Below are 19,613 nucleotides of genomic sequence, written 5' to 3'. Positions count from 1 at the left end.
GTACCGGCCTCGGCGCCGGATCCGGCAAGAATCCTGTATCGATAAAGATGTTACCGGTCGACCGCCGGCAGCGAACCGGTCGGCGCAGTGGACTGCGTCACGTACCCGCGCCGCTGACGGAAATGTTCTGGACTAGTCGTTCCACAATGCGTTACGTTCGGCCCCGTGCCGCGACCCCGCAACTTCGATCCACAACACGCGATCGACGCCGCCCTCGATCAGTTCTGGGGGGCGTCATACGCGACCACCTCGACCGAGGACCTGTGCGAGCAGACCGGCTTGTCCCGGAGCAGCCTGTACAACACGTTCGACAGCAAGGCCGAGCTGTACCGCACGAGCCTGCGGCGCTATGCCGAGCTCAAGGACGCCGAACGCCGGTGCTTCCTCGACCAGGGCGGCACCGGCCGGGAACGGCTCACCGCGCTGCTCACCCAGGTGCTCGCCGGGCAACAGGAGTTCGACGACCGACGGAGCTGCCTGATGGTGAACGCCGCCGTCGAGATCGGCCGGTCGGACGCGGACGTCGCGGCGCTGGCCAGGAAGGGCCTGGCGGACTTCCGCGGACTGCTCGGCGAGTTGATCGCGGCCGGGCAGCGCGACGGTTCGCTGCGCGCCGACCGACCCGCGGCGGAACTCGCGGTGATCGTGCACGCCACCCTGAACGGCCTGCAGGTCGCCGGCCGGGTGGCCGAGCCCGGCGCGCCCGATCCGGCCGTCGACGCGGCCGTCGACACCCTGCTCGGGCTGCTCTGACCCATGAGCACCGCCACCACCGCACTGCCTGACGCGCCCAGCCGGCGGCTGCCGCCGACCGTCTACCTGCTCGCCCTCGGCGTCTTCTGTCTCGGCACCTCCGAGTTCATGCTGGCCGGCCTGCTGCCGGAAATCGCCACCGACCTGCACACCGACCTGCCGCGGGCCGGGCTGCTGATCACTGCGTTCGCGGTGGGCATGATGGTCGGCGCGCCGGTGATGGCAGTGGCCACCCTGCGGCTGCCGCCGAAGACCACCCTGCTGGCCGCGGGGGCGGTATTCGGTGCGGCGCATCTGCTGCCGCTGATCGGGCACTCGTTCGCCCTGGTCCTGCTCAGCCGGGTGATCGCGGCCATCGCCTGCGCGGCCTTCTGGGCGGTCGGCGCGGTGCTGGCCGCCAGGATCGCCGGCGCCGGCCGGACGGCCAGGGCGCTGGCGGTGATGGTCGGCGGGCTGACCCTGTCGAACATCCTCGGCGTGCCCGCGGGAACGCTGATCGGCCAGCACTTCGGCTGGCGCGGCGCCTTCGTGGCGGTGGCCGCGGCCACCGCGGTCTGCCTGCTGCTGATCGCGATCGGCGTACCGGCGGTGCCGGTCAGCGGCATCGGGAACCTGCGGCAGCGGATCGGCGCCGAGCTGGTCGCGCTGCGGCAGGGCCGCCTGTGGTTGGCGCTGCTGACGACCGCCGCCTTCCAGGCGGCCGTGTTCTGCGCCTTCTCCTACCTCGCACCGCTGCTGACGGAGGTCGCCGGCATCGGCGAGAAGTCGGTACCCACCGTCCTTCTGCTGTTCGGCATCGGCAGTTTCGTCGGGGTCACCATCGGCGGGCGGATCGCCGACCGCAACATGCTGGGCAACGTGTTCGGCAGCCTGCTGGCGATGACCGGCACGCTGCTGCTGTTGCTGGTTCTGGCCGGCTCCGGCTGGTGGGCGGCGGCGGCGGTCTTCGCGTTCGGTGCGGCCGGCTTCTCCATCGCCGCCGCGCTGAACGGCCGGGTCTTCGCCTTCGCCGGCACCGCCCCGACGCTGGCCGCCGGGATCAACGTGTCCGCCTTCAACCTCGGCAATGCGGTCGGCCCGTGGCTGGGCGGGCTGGTGATCGGCGCCGGGCTCGGCTACCGCGCGCCACTCTGGGCGGCCATCGGCCTCGGGCTGCTGGCCCTCGGCATCGCGACGGCGTCGTCGATCGTCGAGCAGCGGCCAGTAGCGGAGCCGGCGTCAGTGCCCGTCACGGCCCGTGAACCGGGAGCGCGAGGAGTCTCCGCCGAAGCCTGCGCCCCCACGGGTTGCTGACGTATGACCGGCGGACGCCGCTCAGACCTCGGCCGGGTGGGTGATCAGCCAATCGACCAGCGGGGTGACGGCGCGCCAGTCCTTGCGGATCCGGTTCAGCAGCTCGGGCCGGTCGATCACCTCGTCGAAGGAGTAGCTGCGGCCGGCGAACAACGTCTTGTGCCGCAACAGGTCGATCCGGGGATGGCCGGCGTCGTAGCCACGCGGGGTGGTCTTCACCGCGTCGCCGCTGATCTGCCAGCCCGCCCTGCTCAACCGACGGACGACCTTCTCCAGCTCGGCACCGGTCGGGGCGTCGATGGCCTGCCGGATGGCGGCCAGCCGGGCCGATGATGCGTCGTAGTAGCCGGCACCGACCCGGAACCCGGAGGCGGCCAGCTCCAGGTACCAGCCGGTGGCCGGGCCGGCCGCGACGAAGGCGCCCTGATGCGTCTTGTACGGGGTCTTGTCCTTCGCGAACCGGACGTCGCGATAGGGCCGGAACAGCTTCACCGCGCCGAACTCCGACTCCAGCGCGGCGGTCAGCTCCTGCATCGGCCGCTTGACGGCCTGCTCGTAGACCGTCTTGTGGGCGTCCCAGAAGGTCTTGGAGTTGTCGATCTCGAGGTCGTCGTAGAAGTCGAACGCGGCCGACGGGAATCCGGCGAAGGTCATGGTCGAAGAACGCTCACGCCTCGCCGCCCTTGAGCAGCCGCGGGAACATCAGCCGAACACGTCGAGACAGCAGCCGCTCCAGGTCCTCCCCACCGGACAACTGGCGCATGATCAGGTGCGAGAAGATGCCGTCGAAAATCGCGTACGCGGTATCGCCGGACACCGCGGGCACGTCGCCGGACAGCTCGGCGTAGCGGCTCAACACCCGCCACACCATGTCCCGCAACGAGCGATCGATCAGCGAGACATCACTGCGGAACGAGGGCTCGAACAGACTCTGCAGGCGCAGGTCGTACCAGAGCCGCTGGATCAGCGCATCCTCGCGCAGGGTGAGGGTCAGCGCCTCGACGAACAGGTCGAGCACCTCGCCGGCGGTCGTTGCCTGGTCGGTGATGTGGTCGTACCGCAGCACGCACCGATTCTTGTACAGCCGGACGCAATGGGTGATCAGGTCGACCTTGTCGGCGAAGTAGTAGTGCAGCACGCCGTGGGAGAAATCCGAGTTCTGGGCGATCTCCCGCAGGCTGGTCCGGGCATAGCCGAGCTCGCTGAGGGTCTGCAGCGCCGACCGGGCGAGCTCGTCCCGCCGCTCGGCGAACCTCACGCCGACCGGGCCGGCGACGCGTTCGACTTTCGTGACGACCGGAGTCACCATGGCCTCCTGACTCGCGTTCTCCCGGGATTGTCCGGCCGGAGCTTGACAACTGTCAAGGAAATCGGTGCCGGGGCTCCGGAGGTCATTCACCCGTCAGACCGGGCGGATACCGCCGTCGGAGTAACTGACCAGCAGCAACAGCCGTAGCTCCGGCCCGACCAGCAACTCGACCAGGTCCAGCAGGACCGAACGGAACTCCCGGCCGTGCGCGGCCCGACTGCCGGTCGGCGCGCCGGTCAGGTGATGAGCCAGTTCGTGCAGCACGACCAGTTCGCGCATCGCCCACGCGGTCCCGCCGGCGTCGCTCATCGCGGTGGGCACCGCGATCGTCGCGGTGGCGAACTCGTAGTGCGCCTGCCCGAGGCCGCGCCGACGCCGGACGGTGACCGGCACGGCCGCCCGGTCCGGCCAGCCGCCCAGCACCTGCGGGTGGGCGAGCACCGCGTCCAGGTACGCCTGCACCGACGACACCGAGCCGAACCTGCGCTCCACCGGGAGGGTGATCCGCGATCCGGCCACCTCGATGGTCGGGAACTCCGCGGACCGGTCGATCAGCCGACGGACCAGTGCCTCGGCCTCGTAGACCTTCGAGCGGTCACGGTCGGCGGCGCCTCTCGCCGGATCAGCCACCGGACTCCACGGCTCGCCGGGCGCCGCCGATCTCGGTGGGATCGCCGAGTCTGGCCTGTCGTCCGGCCCGCCGACCGGCCCGCCTGGATGCCTCCGAATAGCCGGCGCTGCTCCCCCGCCAGGCGCCCCTGGCTTGCGAGGTCTCCGAATAGAAGTCGCGGACGGCGACCTCCTTCTCCCGAATCGCCAGGGCCAGGCTCGACGAGCGGGTGTCCCGCCGGCCGGCCGCGGCGAACGACGTTCTGGACGGGCCCGCGGGGGTCGCCTGCGCGTACTGCTGCTCGGCCTCGGCGTTCGCCTGCTCCCTGGCCTTGGCCAGCCGCTCCCCGATGACCACCGCGAACGCCTGTTGGAAGTTGATCCTGGCGGTGGTCGCGTGCACCGGTTTGCGGACCCAGCGCCCCGACCGGCTGTCCCGCCCCCAGGTGAGTTCCTCCTTGTGCTGCCCGGACCGCAGGAACCGTTCGCAGGCCGCCACCATCTGCACCACCAGCGAGGAATACATCGCCTCGCACACGTCGATGTCGGCGCCGAACCCGTAGGCGTAGACAAAGGTCGAGTTCCGGGCGACGTCGCAGGTCACCTCGTTCGCTCTGGCGATCGCCACGAACAGCTGCACGTAGGTGGCCAAGCCCCGCTTGCCACTCTCGCCGATGGTCACGGTGCGCTGCTCGGGCACCGGACGCTGCTTCTTGTCGGTGTGCGCGCGCGCCACCGCGAGGTCGATCGATTCCAGCGTTGCCAGCCGCTGAGCGGCCGCCATGTAGGCGGCCGCCTCATGCTCGTTGTCGGTCCCCTCGGCCTTGCGCAGCAGCGCCGCGATCCGGCCCAGCATCTTGTCCGTCACGTATCCGATCCTTCCCCCGGCCCCGACGGCCGATCCGGCGGGGTTCCCTGGCCGGAACCCTCACATCCGGTACCGACAGTCACCCGCCGCTCGACGCAGGTTCAACGCGCCGCGGGTCGTTCGTCATCCCGTTGAGCGGATGCTGCGCCCACGAACTTCGACTTCGGGGTAACCATGGGCGGTATCCGGGGACGAAGTTCCTACCCCGAAGTCGAGTATCGAGCGGGTCAGTACACCCAGACGGTGCGGCCGATCGGCGCCAGGTCCTGTGCCCAGACGAAGTCGATGACCTGGTTGGCGAGCCGGACACAGCCGTGGCTGGCCGGATAGTTCGGCACATAGGACGCGCCGTGCAGCGCGTAGCCCTCGTAGAAGTACCGAGGGCGCCACAGCTTGCCCAGCTTGGCGACGCGCATCCCGTTGATGGAGCGCTCGATGACGAACTTGCCGGTCGGGGTGGTGGCCACCTGCGGCTCCGACTCACCCTTCTGCAGGTAGGTTTCGCCGCTGCCGGTGGAGGTGTTGAAGACGTACTTCAGCCTCCCGTCGAGCACCACCTTGACCAACTGTGCCTGCAGATCGACCTCGATCGCGTCACCGGAGGTGGTGCGGACGGCGGGCCGGATGCCCTTGGCCATGGCCCGCTGGGTGTCGGGTCCGGCCACCCCGTCGGCGGCGATCCCGGCCGCCTTCTGATAGGCCATCACCGCCTGCGAGGTCAGCTCCCCGTAGGTACCGTCGGCCTCGCCGTTCCAGTACCCCAGATCGTTCAGCTTTTGTTGCAACGTCGTGACCTCCGGCCCGGACACCCCGGCCTTCAACAGCTTCGGCGCCGCCGGTGTGGTCGAGGTCGGTGTGGTCGAGGTCGCCGTGGTCGAGGTCGGCGTGGTCGAGGTCGGCGTGGTCGAGGTCGCCGCGCTGGATGACGCGGCTGACGAACTACCGGAGGACGGCGCGCTGGACGACGGCGCGTCCGACGACGAGGGAGCCGACGACAGGTCGGATGACGATGAGGTGTCCGTCGGGGAAACGGGAGCGGAAGCTATAGTGCCGGAAGGAGTCCCGGCAACGGGCGATGCGCCGGACGGGACCGACGACGCCGGAGCGGAGCCCGGCGCCGGCGTCGTGATCGCGGCGGCCGAGCCGTTCGCCGCCGAGGTCTCGGCGGTGGCCGACCTGCTGCAGGCTGCCGAGCTCAGCACGAGCACAGCACCGAGCGTGCAGGCAGATACCCTGCGCCACATAGTTGTTCGGATACCTGAACGGTCTTTCATCTGGGGCCCCCGACTGTCGGCACGAGTGTTGTGAGTAGAGACGCACACATCCCCCCGATGGTTGCCGATGGGCGGACGAAATCTGTGCAGAGCGCTGGACATCGTCGTCGCGACGTGCTCAGGATACCGGGTTCCGCGGGCCGGCTCGATGCGCCACGACCGGGCCCGCGTAGGTTCTCTGGCCATGACATCGAACAGCGCGATGCGCTTCGGAATCTTCGTCCCTCAGGGGTGGCGGATGGACCTGGCCGGCATCGATCCGGCGGACCACTGGCAGACCATGTCGACGCTCGCGAAACGGGCCGATGCCGGTCCGTGGGAGTCGATCTGGGTCTACGACCACTTCCACACCACCCCGGTGCCGACCGAGGAGGCCACCCACGAGGCCTGGTCGCTGATGTCGGCCTTCGGCGCCGCCACCGAACGGGTCCGGCTCGGGCAGATGTGCACCTGCATGGCCTACCGGAATCCGGCGTACCTGGCCAAGGTCGCCGCGACCGTGGACATCATTTCCGGCGGCCGGGTCGAGATGGGAATCGGCGGCGGCTGGTACGAGCACGAGTGGAAGGCCTACGGCTACGGCTTCCCGCGGGCCGGCGTCCGGCTCGGCATGCTGGACGAGGGCGTGCAGATCATGCGGCAGGCCTGGCGGGACGGTATCGCTACCCTGGACGGGAAGTACTACCAGGTTGACGGGGCGATCGTCCGACCGAAACCGTTGCAGGACGGCGGGATTCCGCTGTGGATCGCCGGCGGCGGCGAGAAGGTGACGCTGCGGATCGCGGCCCAGTACGCGCAGTACACGAACTTCGCCCCCGGGGTGTTCGCCGAGAAGTCCTCGATCCTGAAGCAGCACTGCGCCGACGTCGGCACCGACTTCGAGGCGATCACCCGGTCGGCGAACTTCAACATGGCGATCGCCGCCACCGAGAAGGAGGCGCAGGACCGGCTGGACTGGGCGCGCGAGCACTACACCCGGTACGTGAACGCCGAGCGGGCCGAGCAGATCGTCAACGACCTGCGCAACTCGCCGGGCTTCGGCACCCCGGAACAGGTGATCGAGAAGATGCGGGTGACGGTCGACCAGGGCATGAGCTACCCGATCAGCTACTTCCCGGAGGCCGCCTACGACACCTCGGGCATCGAGCTGTACGAGAAGGAAGTGATCCCGGCCCTCGCTGGCTAGACCACGGCTCAGCGAATCCGGTGCGCCACCAGCATGCCGATCGCCGCCGGCACCGCCATCACCCCGAACACCGCCACGAAGGCAGTCCAGCCCGCGGCCCCACCGACGGCGGCGAAGACGATCGCCGAGACGGCGAGGGCAGTGGCGCCACCGGTGGAGTCGCCGATCTGCAGCGCGGAGCTGACGAAGCCCTGCTGATCCCGTTCCGCCCTGGACAGCGCCTGCGCCGTCAGCCGCGGGTAGAGCGTGCCCATGCCGAACCCGACCACCGGCCAGATCGCGATGATCACCGCGGCCGGCGCGTCGAGTGCGACGGACAGCGCGATGCCGCCCAGCGCCACCGTCATCAGCAGTAGCGCGACCTGGGCCGACCGGACCGCGTCGATCCGTTCCGACCACCGGCCCTGCACCCAGGATGCGGCGAACCAGGTGACGCCGGTGATCGACAGGGCCAGACCGGCCAGCGTCGGTGGGTAACCGTCGCGTTCGGTCAACAGCCGCGGGATGTAGATCTCGGCGCCGGCGAAGGCCGCGGTACCCAGGGTCCGTAGCGTGACGTCGGCCGGCAGCCCGCGGCCGGCGAGCAGCGTGCCGGGCGGGGTGAGCTTGCGGAAGCCGGCCAGCAGCGCGACGACGGCGACCGCACCGGCCAGCAGCAGCCACCCTTCGGGGTGCTCCCCGACCGCGTTGAGTCCCAGCACGGCCACTGCCAGCACCACCGAGGCGGCCAACGACGCCACCCGCCATGGCACCTGGGTCGGAGCCGCGGCGATGGTGGCCAGCACCCGCTGAAGTAGCACGGCGGCGATCACCAGCACGATCAGCGACACCCCGAAAACCCAGCGCCAGCCGAGGGTCTGGGCGATCAGACCGGCCAGGAACGGCCCGAAGATGGACGGCAGCACCCAGGCGGCGGCGAAGCCGGCGAACACCGCGGTGTGCAACCGCGCCGGATAGGCCCTGGCCACCAGCACGTAGAGCGCGGTGGTCGTCATCCCGGCGCCAAGGCCCTGCAGCACCCGGGCGCCGACCAGCGGCACCATGCTGGGCGCCAGCGCCGCGCCGATCAGTCCGGCGGCGAACAACGCCAGGCCGATCGCCAGCGGTCGGCGCGGCCCGGACCGATCTGCGAGGTTGCCGGCCAGCACGATGCTGACGATGCCGGCGGCAAGCGTGGCGGTGAAGGCCATGGCGTACAACGATTCGCCGTGCAGGTCGGCGGCGATCCTGGGCATCACGGTGGTCAGCGCGAGCGCCTCGAAGGCGCCAAGGGAGACCAGCGCGAAGGTGCCGATCGTCGCCGCCCGGAACCGCGGCGCGAGCAGCCGCTCGTCACGAGGATCGGTCAGGTCAGAGCCCACCGGTGCGCCGGGCTGACCCGGTGGCCGCTCGCGAGTGCTGGTCATCCACCGACGGTAGGGACTAAAGCTCACTTGAGGTCAACCGGCGCCGTCCGACTACCTGTGCAATTCGGGCGCGGCCGGGTGGTCGGCCACCGGATCGACGTGAATGGCCCGGTCCAGCGCCGACAATGGCTGCCCGCCGCCGTTCCACTGCCGGGCGATGATCTCGGCGGCGATCGATACCGCGGTCTCCTCCGGTGTCCGGGCGCCGAGGTCGAGCCCGATCGGGCTGGCCAGCCGGGCCAGCTCGACGTCACCGAGCCCGGCCTCCCGCAGCCGGTCGAACCGGTCGTCGTGGGTACGCCGGGACCCCATCGCACCGATGTACGCCGGAGCGTCCGGTCCCTCCAGCCGCAACGCGATCTCCAGCACCGGCACGTCGAACTTCGGGTCGTGGGTGAGCACGCAGATCACCGTGCGCCGGTCGATCGCGCCGGCGTCCAGCTGTTCCTGCAGGTACCGGTGCGGCCACTGGACGACCACCTCGTGCGCGTCGGCGAAGCGTTGCCGGGTGGCGAACACCGGCCGGGCGTCGCAGACCGTCACCCGGTAGCCGAGGAAGGCGCCGATCCTGGCCACCGCCGCGGCGAAGTCGATGGCGCCGAACACCAGCATCCGCGGCGGCGGCGCGTAGCTCGCCACGAACACCTGCAGCCCTTCGCCGCGGCGTTGCCCGTCGGGTCCGTAGGTCAGCGTCGCGGTACGCCCGGCCGCCAGCAGCCCGCGCACGTCGTCGCGCACGGCCAGGTCCAGCCGCTGCGAGCCGAGCGAGCCCTCGGTGTCGTCCGGCCGGACCAAGAGGTGCCGGCCGAGCTGCTCCGCGGTGCCGGCGATCACCGTCGCCACCGCCACCGGGTCGCCGGCGTCGATCGATGCGGCCAGCGATTCCAATTCGGGGAAGGTCTGCCTGCTGATCCGTTCGGTGAAGATGTCGATGATCCCGCCGCAGGTCAACCCGACCTCGAAGGCGTCGCTGTCGCTGACCCCGTATCGGTGCAGCTCCGGTGGTTCCCCGTCGCGGATCGCCTCGCCGCGCTCGTAGACGGCACCCTCGACGCAGCCGCCGGACACCGAGCCGACCGCGGTGCCGTCCGGGCCGACCAGCATCGATGCGCCGGCCGGTCGCGGCGCCGACTTGAAGGTCCGGACCACCGAGCCGACCCCGACCACGCCGCCCTCGCGCCACCAGCGCAGCAGGTCGGTCATCACCTCACGCATTGCTCATCACCTGCAACAATTCTTCCAGAGCCGATAGGGAATGTCCCGAAACGAATGCGTCCAGATGCGGCAGCACCGCGGCGATCCCACCCTGCACCGGCTGATAGCCCTCCCTGGCCTTGTGCGGGTTGACCCAGATCAATTGTCGGGCCAGCATTTTCAGCTGCCTGGCGCCCTCGTCCAGCAGTGCGACGTCGCCGCGTTCCCAGCCGTCGGAGAACACCACCACCACCGCGCCGCGGGCGGTTCCGCGCCGACCCCACCGGTCCAGGAACGCCTGCAGTGTCTCGCCGAGCCGGGTACCGCCGGAGAAATCGGGAATGACGCCGGCCGCCGCGGCCAGCGCCTTCTGCGGGTCGCGGATGGCCAGCGCCCTGGTCACCCTGGTCAGCCGGGTCCCGATGGTGAACACCTCAACCGCCCCGGGCTGACGGCGAATCAGCACGTGCCCGAACCGGAGCAACGCATCCGCGTACGGTTCCATCGAACCGGAAACGTCGATCAGCAGGACGATGCGTCGGGGACGGCGAAACCTACGCTGCCGCAACGGCTTCACCGGCTCGCCGGCGGCCGCGATGATTGCCGCGGTGGTCCGCCGGCGGTCGATCGGGCCGCGGTGGTGCGGCCGACGCCGCCGGGTGGCGCGCTGCGGCAGCCCGGGACGGAGCAGCGCCAACATAGCCGACAGCTCCTGCCGCTCGCGGCCGCTGAGCGCGGCGAAGTCCTTCTGCCGCAGTACCTCCGATGCACTTGCCCGCCCACGCACCGGCGCTACCTGCGCCTCGTCCTGGGGTCCGGCGCCGTCGGTCTCGGCGGCGTCCAGCAGCGTGAGTTGCGGCTGCGGCGGGGTGCCGAGCAGCGGCAGCGGCGCGCCTCCCCGGCCATAGCAGATGGCGAAAACCTTGTCGTAGACGTCGATGTCGTCAACGCAGCCGAGCAGGGTGAGCCGCCCGGCCCAGTACACCTGCAGCGGCTCGGTGCCCAGCTCGCGAACCGCCGACAAGAAGGTCGCGGTCCGATCGGTGCCGACCGGCACCCCGGCCATCGCCAACCGGCGGGTAAAGGCGACCAGCGACGGCAGCACTGGCGGCGTCGTCAGCCCGGTGGGTGCCGTCAGCCCGGGGGGTGCCGCCGGCCCCGGCGGCGATCCGGTCGCCGGACCGCGGCCGCTCATGCCGACCCGGTCAGCAGGGCCCCCGAAGCCCGCACCACTTCGATGTCCTCGCGGTACTTGAGCGCCGCACCGATGGTCGCCAGTCCGCTGCGCTCGTCCAGCCGGGTCACCCCGATGGCGGTCAACGCCCGCGCCCAGTCGAGCGACTCGGCCACTCCCGGCGGCTTCAGCAGTGCGGCGCCGCGCAGCCGCGCCGAGGCACCAGCCACGTCGGCGGCCAGCTGCTCGTCGATGCCGGGCAGCCGCCGACGCAGGATCTGCACCTCGCGGACCAACGTCGGGTGCTCCAGCCAGTGGTAGAGGCAGCGGCGTTTCAGCGCGTCGTGCACCTCGCGGGTGCGGTTGCTGGTGATCACCACCATCGGCGGCTGCTGGGCGACCACCCGACCCAGTTCCGGGATGGTCACCGCGTAGTCCGCCAACACCTCGAGCAGAAACGCCTCGAACTCGTCGTCGGCGCGGTCGATCTCGTCGATCAGCAGCACCGCGTCCGGCGTCCGGAGCGCGGCCAGCACCGGCCGGGCGAGCAGGAACCGCTCGCTGTACAGCTCGTCCTCGACGGCCGCTACTTCCTCGGGGGTGGTGTCGGTATCCGTTCGCAGCGCCTGCACCGCCCGCAGATGCAGCACCTGCCGCGGGAAGTCCCAGTCGTAGAGCGCCTGGGAGGCATCGATGCCCTCGTAGCACTGCAACCGGATCAGGGTCGAGCCCTTGATCTGGGCCAACGCCTCGGCCAGCGAGGTCTTGCCCACCCCCGCCTCGCCCTCCAGCAACAGGGGGCGCTGCAGCCGGGCGGCCAGGAACACGGCGGTGGCCAGCGCCGGGTCCGGCAGGTAGCCGGTGCCGCTCAATGCCCGTTCCACCGCGTCCGGACTCTCGAATGCCACCCCAGTGTCCGTCATCGGCTCCGTCATGCCCTCCACTATCCCCGACGGCGCTTATCGTCTTCGCAGGCGCTTCTGAACGTGTCGATCCTGGTACTGGAGTGACAAAAGTGAACGGTTTCGCAAGCGCCTGCGATGTTGATAAGCGGTGCACGGGGGCACGGCTACGCTGGGCGACATGCCTCCCGTGTCGCTCGGACTGCCGTCGGTCGACCGCCGGCCCGACGCGGCCGCCGGCCCGGCACCGGCCGACCGGCCGGACTCGCCGTTCCTGATCGACTCCTACGGCCGGCGGGCGACCGACCTGCGGGTATCGCTGACCGACCGGTGCAACCTGCGCTGCACCTACTGCATGCCGGCCGACGGCCTGGACTGGCTGCCGACCCCCGACGTCCTCACCGACGACGAACTGATCCGACTGATCCGCATCGCCACCGACTCGCTCGGCGTCGACGAGGTCCGGTTCACCGGCGGAGAACCGTTGCTGCGCAAGGGCATTGTCGACATCATCGGCGCCGTCGCCGGCCTACCGCACCGACCCCGGATGTCACTGACCACCAACGGGCTCGGCCTTGCCCGCAAGGCCAAGGCGCTGGCCGCTGCCGGACTCGACCGGGTGAACATCTCGCTGGACACGCTGCGCCGGGATCGGTATGCCGAGCTGACCCGCCGGGACCGGATCGACGACGTGTTCGGCGCGCTGACGGCGGCGACGGCGGCCGGGCTGACGCCGGTCAAGATCAACACCGTGTTGATGCGCGACGTCAACGACGACGAGGCGCCCGAGTTGGTCGCGTTCGCCCTGCAGCACGGCTACCAGGTCCGGTTCATCGAGCAGATGCCGTTGGACGCCGGACACGGCTGGGACCGCGGAACCATGGTGACGGCGGAGGAGATCCAGGCGGCGCTGGCCGGCCGGTTCCGGTTGTCGCCGCACCGCGAGCCGCGGGCGGGCGCGCCGGCCGAGCTCTTCGACGTCCGCAGCGGCGGCGGCGACCTGCTCGGCACGGTCGGGATCATCGCGTCGGTGAGCCGGCCGTTCTGCGGCGACTGCGACCGGACCAGGCTGACGGCCGACGGGCAGCTGCGCACCTGCCTGTTCTCCCGGACCGAGACCGACCTGCGCGTTCTGCTGCGCGGCGGCAGTACCGATGACGAGATCGCGAACGTCTGGCGCACCGCCATGTGGGGCAAGCTGCCTGGTCACGGCATCAACGATCCGTCGTTCCTGCAGCCGGACCGGCCGATGAGCGCGATCGGTGGTTGATCCGATGACCAGCACGACGCCGGGCACCCGAGCGACCGCCGACACCGTCACCGTGCGGTATTTCGCGGCGGCGAAGGCCGCCGCGGGGCGCACCGAGGAGCAGCTCCTGCTGCCCGATCCGGCCGAACTCGGCGCCTTGCTGGACCGGCTGCGCGGCGCCCACGGCGAGGTGCTGAGCGCAGTGCTGCAGCGCTGTTCGTACCTGATCGACGAGGTGGCGGCGCACGACGGCGGAGCGCAGCTGCGGCCCGGCGCCGTGGTCGACGTGCTCCCGCCATTCGCCGGCGGCTGACGGCCCCGGTATCCGCCGCGCGGCATCCAGCCTCTTGGAACCGTGGGGATTCGCCACCGAAACGCCGCGCAGGCTGATGCTCTTTGGGTGCGGCTGACGGATAATCGCGACGACGATCTTCACGATCCCTCGCACGACCGGGCGTCCGTCACCATCGGTGACCAGCCGGCGTGCCCTGTAGATGCGGAGCAGCTATGACCCAGCCCCCGACTCCTCCCCCAGGCGACCAGGGCGGTTATCCGAACCCCGCTCAGCCGCCTCCGACGCCCGAGCAGCCGGCCGGTGCGGGTTACCCGCAGCCCGGCCAGCAGCCGCCCCCACCGCCGCCGAACCAGCAGTTCCAGGCGCCGCAGGGCCAGCAGTTCCCGCCGCCACCGCAGAACCAACAGTTCCAGGCACCCGGCGCACCGGCCCGGCCGGCGGCGGCGTTCGACCCGGCCTCGGTGTCCAAGAGTGACTGGACCGTGTTGGGTGTCGGCGTGCTGATGCTGATCTTCAGCTTCTTCGGCTGGTACAGCGTCAGCAGCACCCTGGGCGGCGGCGGCAGCCTCGGCGGCTGGAACCGCTGGTGGATCATCATCCAACTGCTGCTGCTCGCCGTGCTGGTGATCAAGGCGGTCCAGATCTTCACCGGGAACCTGAAGAAGGAGGTCCCCGGCATCGCACTGGTCGGCCTCGGTGTCCTCATCGTGGTGCTCAGCCTGATCGCGCTGATCGAGAACTTTGCCAACTCGACGTCCGAGACCGTCGGCGCCTTCACCGTGTCCGGCGGCCCCGGCTTCGGCATCTGGGCCTACCTGATCCTGTCCATCGTGTTCACCTATTTCCTGGCACTCGGCGCGCAGAAGGAAGGCGGCAAGCTGCCGTTCAAGGTTCCCGGGCCGGCCGGCTTCTGAACCGACTCGCTGGACCGTCAGACCCGATTTTGCGTTGAGCCCGGCCGGGCATGTGCGTTCATCGCACATGCCCGGCCGGACCGCGTTACGGTGCTCGATGCGCGTCCAACGGCCGCGCGTGACGTGACGATCCAGGAGGAACAGTGACTCAGCCCCCACCGGGTGGTTATCCCCAGCAGGGTGGCCAGCCGCAGCAGAACCCGCAGCAGGGACAACCGCCGCAGGGTCAACCGGGCTACGGGCAGCAGGGCGGCGATCAGGGGTACGGCCAGCATTCCGGACCACAGCCCGGCTACCAGCAACCGCAACAGCAGGGCTACGGCCAACAAGGCCAGCCCGGGCAGCAGGGCTACGGCCAGCAGCCGCAGCAACAGGGCTACGGCCAACAGAGCTACGGCCAGCAACAACCAGGCCAACAGCAGTACGGCCAGCCGCAGCAACAGGGCTACGGCCAACAAGCCGGCCAGCAACAACCAGGCCAGCAACCGTACGGCCAGCCGCAGTACGGCCAGTACCCCCAGGGCGGCTACGCCGGCCCGGGCTACGGGCAGCAGACTGCCGGTGGCTTCAATCCGGCCGCGGTGCACTGGTCGGCCTGGGCCGCGATGGGCGCGGCGCTGCTCGCCTTCATCTCCGGGTTCCTCCCGTATTGGGGCGGCACCGCCGAGTTCCAGGGCATCTCACAGTCCGACTCGCTCAACAGCTGGACGAAGTGGTGGTGGCTGCCGAGCATCCTCGCGCTGGTGGTCGGCGTCCTGTTGGCGCTGCTCGTGTTCAACCTGGTGAAGTCGTCCCAGCTGCAGCCGATGTGGTTGTTCTACGCGGCCCTCGTCGTCGTGGTGGCGACCATCGGCGTCGTGATCCATGCCCTCACCGTCGACCGGTTCTGCTTCGGTGGCGAGTGCGGGTCCATCGACGAGGCGAAGGCATCGATCGAATCGGCCGGCGGCAAATTGGACGTCGGCGCCTCGTGGGGGCTGTGGGTCACCCTGGTGCTGTCCATCGCATTGGCCTACTTCCTGTTCGAGTACGCCCGCCGGAGCAAGGCGGCACCGCAGGCCGCGGGTGGCTTCCAGCCGCCATACCCGCCGCAGCAGCAGCCCTGGCGCTGAGCCGTCAGCGGCGCCCCGATCGCTGCTGACCGGACCCGGACGGCGGTCGCACCTCGGTGCGGCCGCCGTTCGGCGTCATCCGGGTCCGAACCCGCCGCGTCGGCCCCAGGTGAACCGCGTGCAGTCGGTGGGGAACGAGAACCAGGCCAGCGCCCGCTGCGGGGTGATCACCCGCAGGCCACCGCCGTCTTCGCCGGACCACGAGTCCGGACCGGGCTGGTAGCCGAGGTCGTGGTACTTGCCGAAGGCTGCGGCCAGTTCCGCGCCGAGACCGTCCGGCTCGGCCCTTGTCGGCTCCGAGATGCCCTCGATGATCACCGATTCCTTGCCGTCCTCCAGGCTCAGCGACACGTGCGGGTTGGCCTGCAGGTTCCGGGCGTGCACGGTGGTCGGGGCACCGTCGTAGAAGAACTTCCCGGCGACCCAGACACCCCAGCGCGGGATCAGGTGCGGCCGGCCGTCCGGCCGGACCGTGGCCAGCCAGTAGTGCAGGGCGGGAACCAGCCTGGCCTGGACCTGATCCCAGGTCAGCAGGCCGTCAGCGGTGTCGGGCAGGCCGTAGCCCTCCGGAAGGGTCGGCCGCTGCGCGACCGGGGAATCGCTGAACTGCTCTGTGCTTTCGGTCATGCCGCGGACCGTACGACAGCGGACCGACACTCGCGCTGCGGCAGAAGGTCAGGTCTGCTACGGCCAGTCGCCCATTCCGGCCGAAATCGGGCGGAATCGCGGCACTGGCCGCAGCACAGCTGAATCTTCCGGTGCAACACCACCGGCCGCGCTGGCGGATCGCCGGTGGCCGGGGAACGATCATCGTCATGAAGCTCGCAGACCAGATCGTCCAGCAACTCCAGCAGGCAGGCGTCCGGCGGATCTACGGCATCGTCGGCGACAGCCTGAACCCGATCGTCGACGCCGTCCGCCGGACCGGCGGCGCCTCCAACGGCGGCATCGACTGGATCCACGTCCGGCATGAAGAAGTGGCCGCCTTCGCGGCAGGCGCCGATGCCCAGCTCACCGGCGAACTCGCGGTCTGCGCCGGATCCTGCGGCCCCGGCAACCTGCACCTGATCAACGGCCTGTACGACGCGAACAGGTCGGGTGCGCCGGTGCTGGCCATCGCCAGCCACATCCCGAGCGCGCAGATCGGCCAGGGCTACTTCCAGGAGACCCACCCGGACCGGATCTTCACCGAGTGCTCGGTCTACTCGGAGCTGATCAGCACGCCCGCCCAGTCCCCGCGGGTGGTGCAGGCGGCGATCCAGCACGCGATCGGCATCGGCGGCGTCGCGGTGATCACCCTGCCGGGCGACATCGCCGACGAGGAGGCGACGAAACCGACGCCGATGCATGTGCCGTTCCGCCGCGGCGTGCTGACTCCGTGCGAGGAATCGGTGCAAGAACTGGCCGACGCGATCAACACGGCGAAGACCGTCGCGATCTTCGCCGGCGCCGGGGTGGCCGGCGCCCACGACGAGGTGCTGGCGCTGGCCGAGCTGATCGGTGCGCCGGTCGGACACTCGTTGCGCGGCAAGGACTTCATCCAGTTCGACAACCCCCACGACGTCGGCATGACGGGCCTGCTCGGCTACGGCGCGGCCGCCGACGGCATCGAGGGTGCCGAGCTGCTTCTGCTCCTGGGCACCGACTTCCCGTACGACCAATTCCTGCCGGAGGTGAAGACCGCCCAGGTGGACCGCAGGCCCGAGGTGCTCGGCCGGCGCACCCACGTCGATGTGCCGGTGCACGGCGACGTCGGCGCCACCCTGCGGGCGCTGGCCGGCCGGGTCCGGCCGAAGACCGACCGGAAGTTCCTGGAGAAGACGCTCAAGAAGCACGACAAACTGATGACGAAGGCCGTCGGCGCCTACACCCGCAAGGTCGAGACGATCACCCCGATCCATCCCGAGTACGCCGCCTCGGTGCTGGACGAGCTGCTGGCCGACGACGCAATCGTCACCGCCGACACCGGGATGTGCAACGTCTGGTCGGCGCGGTACATCAACCCGACCGGCGACCGCCGGTTGATCGGCTCCTTCCTGCACGGCTCGATGGCCAACGCGCTGCCGCAGGCGATCGGCGCCCAGTTCGCCTACCCGGGACGGCAGGTGGTGTCGATGTCCGGCGACGGCGGGCTGTCCATGTTGCTGGGCGACATGATCACCGCCGTCAGCTACCGGCTGCCGCTGACCGTCGCCCTGTTCAACAACTCGACGCTGGGCATGGTCAAGCTGGAGATGCTGGTCGACAAGCTGCCGGATTTCGGCGTCGACGTGCCGTCCACCGACTACGCGGCGATCGCCGCCGCGATGGGCTGGCATGCCGTGCGGGTGGAGGATCCGCGGCACTTGCGTGACGCGTACGCGGCTGCGTTGGCGCACCCCGGCCCGTCGCTGGTGGACATCGTCACCGACCCGCGCGCGCTGTCCATCCCGCCGAAGATCACCTCGGGGCAGGTGTTCGGCTTCGCCACCGCGATGAGCAAGATCGTGCTGAACGGCGGCGCCGGTGAGGCGGTCGCGATGGCCAGATCCAACCTGCGGAACATCCCCCGCCGGTGAATCACGACTGCGCGAGTCGGTGCCCGGAACTAGGGTGACGGGATGCTGCTCGCCGAGGCCCTCGCCCATCGCGCCGATCTCAACGCCAGGATGAGCCAACTGGCCGCGCGGGCGGTGAGCAACGCCCGGCTGCAGGAGGGCGACGCGCCCGTCGAGGACCCGGCGGCGTTGCTGGACCAGCACCTGCGGTTGGCCGACGAACTGGCCGAGCTGATCACCAGGATCAATGTCACGAACATCGGTGTGCAGGTACAACCGGGTCTGACGATGACCGCAGCGCTGGCCCGCCGGGACCGGCTGCGCACGCTGCACCGGGTCCGGACCGCGGTGGCCGATGCCGCATCGCAGCGGCAGGACAGGTTCACCCGCAGCGAGATCAAGTTCATCCCGGCGGTCGACGTCGGCGGTCTGCGCAGCGCCGCCGACGATGTCGCGCGGGAGCTTCGCGAACTCGACACCAGGATCCAGGAGGTGAACTGGACCAGCGAACTGCAGCAGTAGCAGGTCGGCCATTCGGGTCGGACCGACGGGTCGGTAGTTCCACCGACGGGAGCGAGCGCAAGGCCCACCCAGTCACCCCGGGCCTCGTGAGGGGTGACTCAGCAGGACCGAGGGGCCGGTCCGGACCGGGAAGCCGGTACACAACGCAGGCCCGTCACCGCGCACATGCGCACCGTGCCACGGCACATTCATCCTGCACCGTTCACCACCGCGCGCTGGCCCGTCCTGGGACGAGGGCGGGCACGGGGATCTCGTCGGTCCGGTCCGGATCCTGCGCGCCGGTGCCGGTGGGTGCAGGATCGATGCGGCAGACTGACGTCCGAACCTCCCCGGTCCGCCGGGCCGGCAGCGAAGGAGCGAGTTGATGAGCGAGCGGCCCCCAGACGGTCCGATGACTCCGCCGGTGGCACCGACCGAGCCGGGCACCACCGCACCGGCGGTACCGGTTGCGGGCAGCGAGCAGGACGGGGATGACGGAGACCGCACCCAGCGCATCCCTGCGACGCCGGCCACCCCGCCGCCGGGCGGGCCGGACGACCCGGAGAAGCGCAGGGTGACGCCGATCGCGCATCCGCCCGTCACCCTGCCGCCGAACCCGCCGGCCCAGCGCAAGGCCGGGCTCAACGAGGTGATCATCGCCGTCACCGGCATCCTGACGTTGGTCTCGACGTTCCTGGCCTGGGTGACGCACGACTTCGGCGGCTGGTCGTCCGCCTGGAGCACCGGGCTGTGGCCGGCCGGCGTGCTCGGCTTCGTCGCCGCGGGGTTCCATCTGGTGCGGATGCTGCCGCCGGCCGACAAGGCGATGGGTGCGCTGGTGCCGATGCTGCTGAGCACCGCGGCGGTCTGGATCCCGATCGCCGCGCTGCCGGACAACGGCAATGCCTGGGGGATCTGGCTGTGTCTGATCCCGGGCATCATCCTCACCGGCTCGCTGATCATTGCCGCGATGAGTGACCCGGCGCTGCGCCGGGCCGACGACCCGAACGACCTGTTCAACTGACCCCCGCGGTGCC

The 19,613-nt window shown here is 70.3% G+C and carries 20 protein-coding genes and 1 pseudogene; 10 read left to right on the top strand and 11 right to left on the bottom strand.

What is annotated here, in order from left to right:
- The first annotated feature begins 165 nt into the window (after positions 1–165).
- Complete coding sequence (locus tag K340_RS0117990; RefSeq protein ID WP_029137727.1) at positions 166–753, top strand: TetR/AcrR family transcriptional regulator; 588 nt, start codon at positions 166–168, stop codon at positions 751–753.
- A gap of 3 nt (positions 754–756) precedes the next feature.
- Positions 757–2,046 carry a Cmx/CmrA family chloramphenicol efflux MFS transporter gene (locus K340_RS31240; RefSeq protein WP_051266742.1) on the top strand — a complete coding sequence of 430 codons (1,290 nt, stop codon included), beginning with the start codon at positions 757–759 and terminating at the stop codon, positions 2,044–2,046.
- Positions 2,047–2,067: 21 nt separating this feature from the next.
- Here the strand turns inward: K340_RS31240 and K340_RS0117980 are convergent, their stop codons facing one another.
- The 6 genes and pseudogenes from K340_RS0117980 to K340_RS37590 all read right to left on the bottom strand — a co-directional run.
- Positions 2,068–2,700: a DUF2461 domain-containing protein gene (locus K340_RS0117980; RefSeq protein ID WP_029137726.1), complete on the bottom strand. Its 633-nt coding sequence runs from the start codon at positions 2,698–2,700 to the stop codon at positions 2,068–2,070.
- Between the two features lie 13 nt (positions 2,701–2,713).
- Positions 2,714–3,352 (bottom strand): TetR/AcrR family transcriptional regulator, encoded by a 639-nt coding sequence (locus tag K340_RS31235; RefSeq protein WP_211229518.1) that lies wholly within the window; start codon positions 3,350–3,352, stop codon positions 2,714–2,716.
- A gap of 96 nt (positions 3,353–3,448) precedes the next feature.
- Positions 3,449–3,985: a TIGR04338 family metallohydrolase gene (locus K340_RS0117970; RefSeq protein ID WP_029137725.1), complete on the bottom strand. Its 537-nt coding sequence runs from the start codon at positions 3,983–3,985 to the stop codon at positions 3,449–3,451.
- Complete coding sequence (locus K340_RS0117965) at positions 3,978–4,820, bottom strand: DUF2786 domain-containing protein (protein WP_037365522.1); 843 nt, start codon at positions 4,818–4,820, stop codon at positions 3,978–3,980. The genes K340_RS0117970 and K340_RS0117965 overlap by 8 nt, the downstream gene beginning before the upstream one ends.
- 239 nt (positions 4,821–5,059) lie before the next feature.
- On the bottom strand, positions 5,060–5,617 hold the full coding sequence (locus K340_RS36020; protein WP_051266780.1) for a L,D-transpeptidase family protein: 558 nt from the start codon (positions 5,615–5,617) through the stop codon (positions 5,060–5,062).
- A gap of 88 nt (positions 5,618–5,705) precedes the next feature.
- Positions 5,706–5,756, bottom strand: a pseudogene (locus K340_RS37590) (hypothetical protein); the annotation flags it as partial.
- 552 nt (positions 5,757–6,308) lie between these two features.
- On the opposite strand from K340_RS37590, the gene K340_RS0117955 reads away from it, so the two are divergent.
- On the top strand, positions 6,309–7,292 hold the full coding sequence (locus K340_RS0117955) for an LLM class F420-dependent oxidoreductase (RefSeq protein WP_029137723.1): 984 nt from the start codon (positions 6,309–6,311) through the stop codon (positions 7,290–7,292).
- Positions 7,293–7,300: 8 nt separating this feature from the next.
- Here the strand turns inward: K340_RS0117955 and K340_RS0117950 are convergent, their stop codons facing one another.
- From K340_RS0117950 to K340_RS0117935, 4 genes are read right to left on the bottom strand one after another with little or no spacing between them, the layout of a single operon-like run.
- Positions 7,301–8,698 carry an MFS transporter gene (locus K340_RS0117950; RefSeq protein ID WP_037365471.1) on the bottom strand — a complete coding sequence of 466 codons (1,398 nt, stop codon included), beginning with the start codon at positions 8,696–8,698 and terminating at the stop codon, positions 7,301–7,303.
- A 51-nt stretch (positions 8,699–8,749) separates the two neighbouring features.
- Positions 8,750–9,913, bottom strand: coding sequence for an XdhC family protein (locus K340_RS31220; RefSeq protein WP_037365469.1), 1,164 nt, complete (start codon positions 9,911–9,913; stop codon positions 8,750–8,752).
- Complete coding sequence (locus K340_RS0117940; RefSeq protein WP_084614615.1) at positions 9,906–11,087, bottom strand: vWA domain-containing protein; 1,182 nt, start codon at positions 11,085–11,087, stop codon at positions 9,906–9,908. The genes K340_RS31220 and K340_RS0117940 overlap by 8 nt, the downstream gene beginning before the upstream one ends.
- Positions 11,084–12,001, bottom strand: a complete 918-nt coding sequence (locus K340_RS0117935) for an AAA family ATPase (protein WP_037365466.1) — start codon at positions 11,999–12,001, stop codon at positions 11,084–11,086. Before K340_RS0117935 ends, K340_RS0117940 begins: the two co-directional genes overlap by 4 nt.
- A gap of 148 nt (positions 12,002–12,149) precedes the next feature.
- On the opposite strand from K340_RS0117935, the gene moaA reads away from it, so the two are divergent.
- The 4 genes from moaA (at position 12,150) to K340_RS36725 (ending at position 15,538) form a co-directional block, all read left to right on the top strand.
- The gene (gene moaA, locus K340_RS0117930; protein WP_029137719.1) at positions 12,150–13,238 is read left to right on the top strand and encodes a GTP 3',8-cyclase MoaA; all 1,089 of its coding nucleotides are present in this window, start codon (positions 12,150–12,152) and stop codon (positions 13,236–13,238) included.
- Between the two features lie 4 nt (positions 13,239–13,242).
- Positions 13,243–13,530 (top strand): MoaD/ThiS family protein, encoded by a 288-nt coding sequence (locus K340_RS0117925; protein ID WP_029137718.1) that lies wholly within the window; start codon positions 13,243–13,245, stop codon positions 13,528–13,530.
- A 194-nt stretch (positions 13,531–13,724) separates the two neighbouring features.
- Positions 13,725–14,426, top strand: a complete 702-nt coding sequence (locus K340_RS0117920; RefSeq protein ID WP_029137717.1) for a hypothetical protein — start codon at positions 13,725–13,727, stop codon at positions 14,424–14,426.
- Positions 14,427–14,569: 143 nt separating this feature from the next.
- Positions 14,570–15,538, top strand: a complete 969-nt coding sequence (locus tag K340_RS36725) for a hypothetical protein (RefSeq protein WP_211229517.1) — start codon at positions 14,570–14,572, stop codon at positions 15,536–15,538.
- A gap of 75 nt (positions 15,539–15,613) precedes the next feature.
- On the opposite strand, the gene K340_RS0117905 is transcribed toward K340_RS36725, so the two are convergent.
- Positions 15,614–16,165: a pyridoxamine 5'-phosphate oxidase family protein gene (locus K340_RS0117905; protein WP_029137714.1), complete on the bottom strand. Its 552-nt coding sequence runs from the start codon at positions 16,163–16,165 to the stop codon at positions 15,614–15,616.
- Positions 16,166–16,353: 188 nt separating this feature from the next.
- Here K340_RS0117905 and K340_RS0117900 point away from each other — a divergent pair, with 188 nt between their 5' ends.
- From K340_RS0117900 to K340_RS0117890, 3 genes are all read left to right on the top strand, one after another.
- Positions 16,354–18,096 (top strand): pyruvate dehydrogenase, encoded by a 1,743-nt coding sequence (locus K340_RS0117900; RefSeq protein ID WP_029137713.1) that lies wholly within the window; start codon positions 16,354–16,356, stop codon positions 18,094–18,096.
- Positions 18,097–18,138: 42 nt separating this feature from the next.
- A complete protein-coding gene (locus K340_RS0117895; protein ID WP_029137712.1) occupies positions 18,139–18,597 on the top strand; it encodes a DIP1984 family protein in 459 nt (152 codons plus the stop codon).
- 364 nt (positions 18,598–18,961) lie between these two features.
- On the top strand, positions 18,962–19,600 hold the full coding sequence (locus tag K340_RS0117890) for a hypothetical protein (protein WP_154674341.1): 639 nt from the start codon (positions 18,962–18,964) through the stop codon (positions 19,598–19,600).
- Positions 19,601–19,613 lie beyond the last annotated feature (13 nt).

Source organism: Nakamurella lactea DSM 19367, from assembly GCF_000426645.1.
Lineage (GTDB): Bacteria > Actinomycetota > Actinomycetes > Mycobacteriales > Nakamurellaceae > Nakamurella > Nakamurella lactea.
Note: the sequence above shows the minus strand (reverse complement) of the source record. Positions and strands in the feature narration are given on the sequence as shown.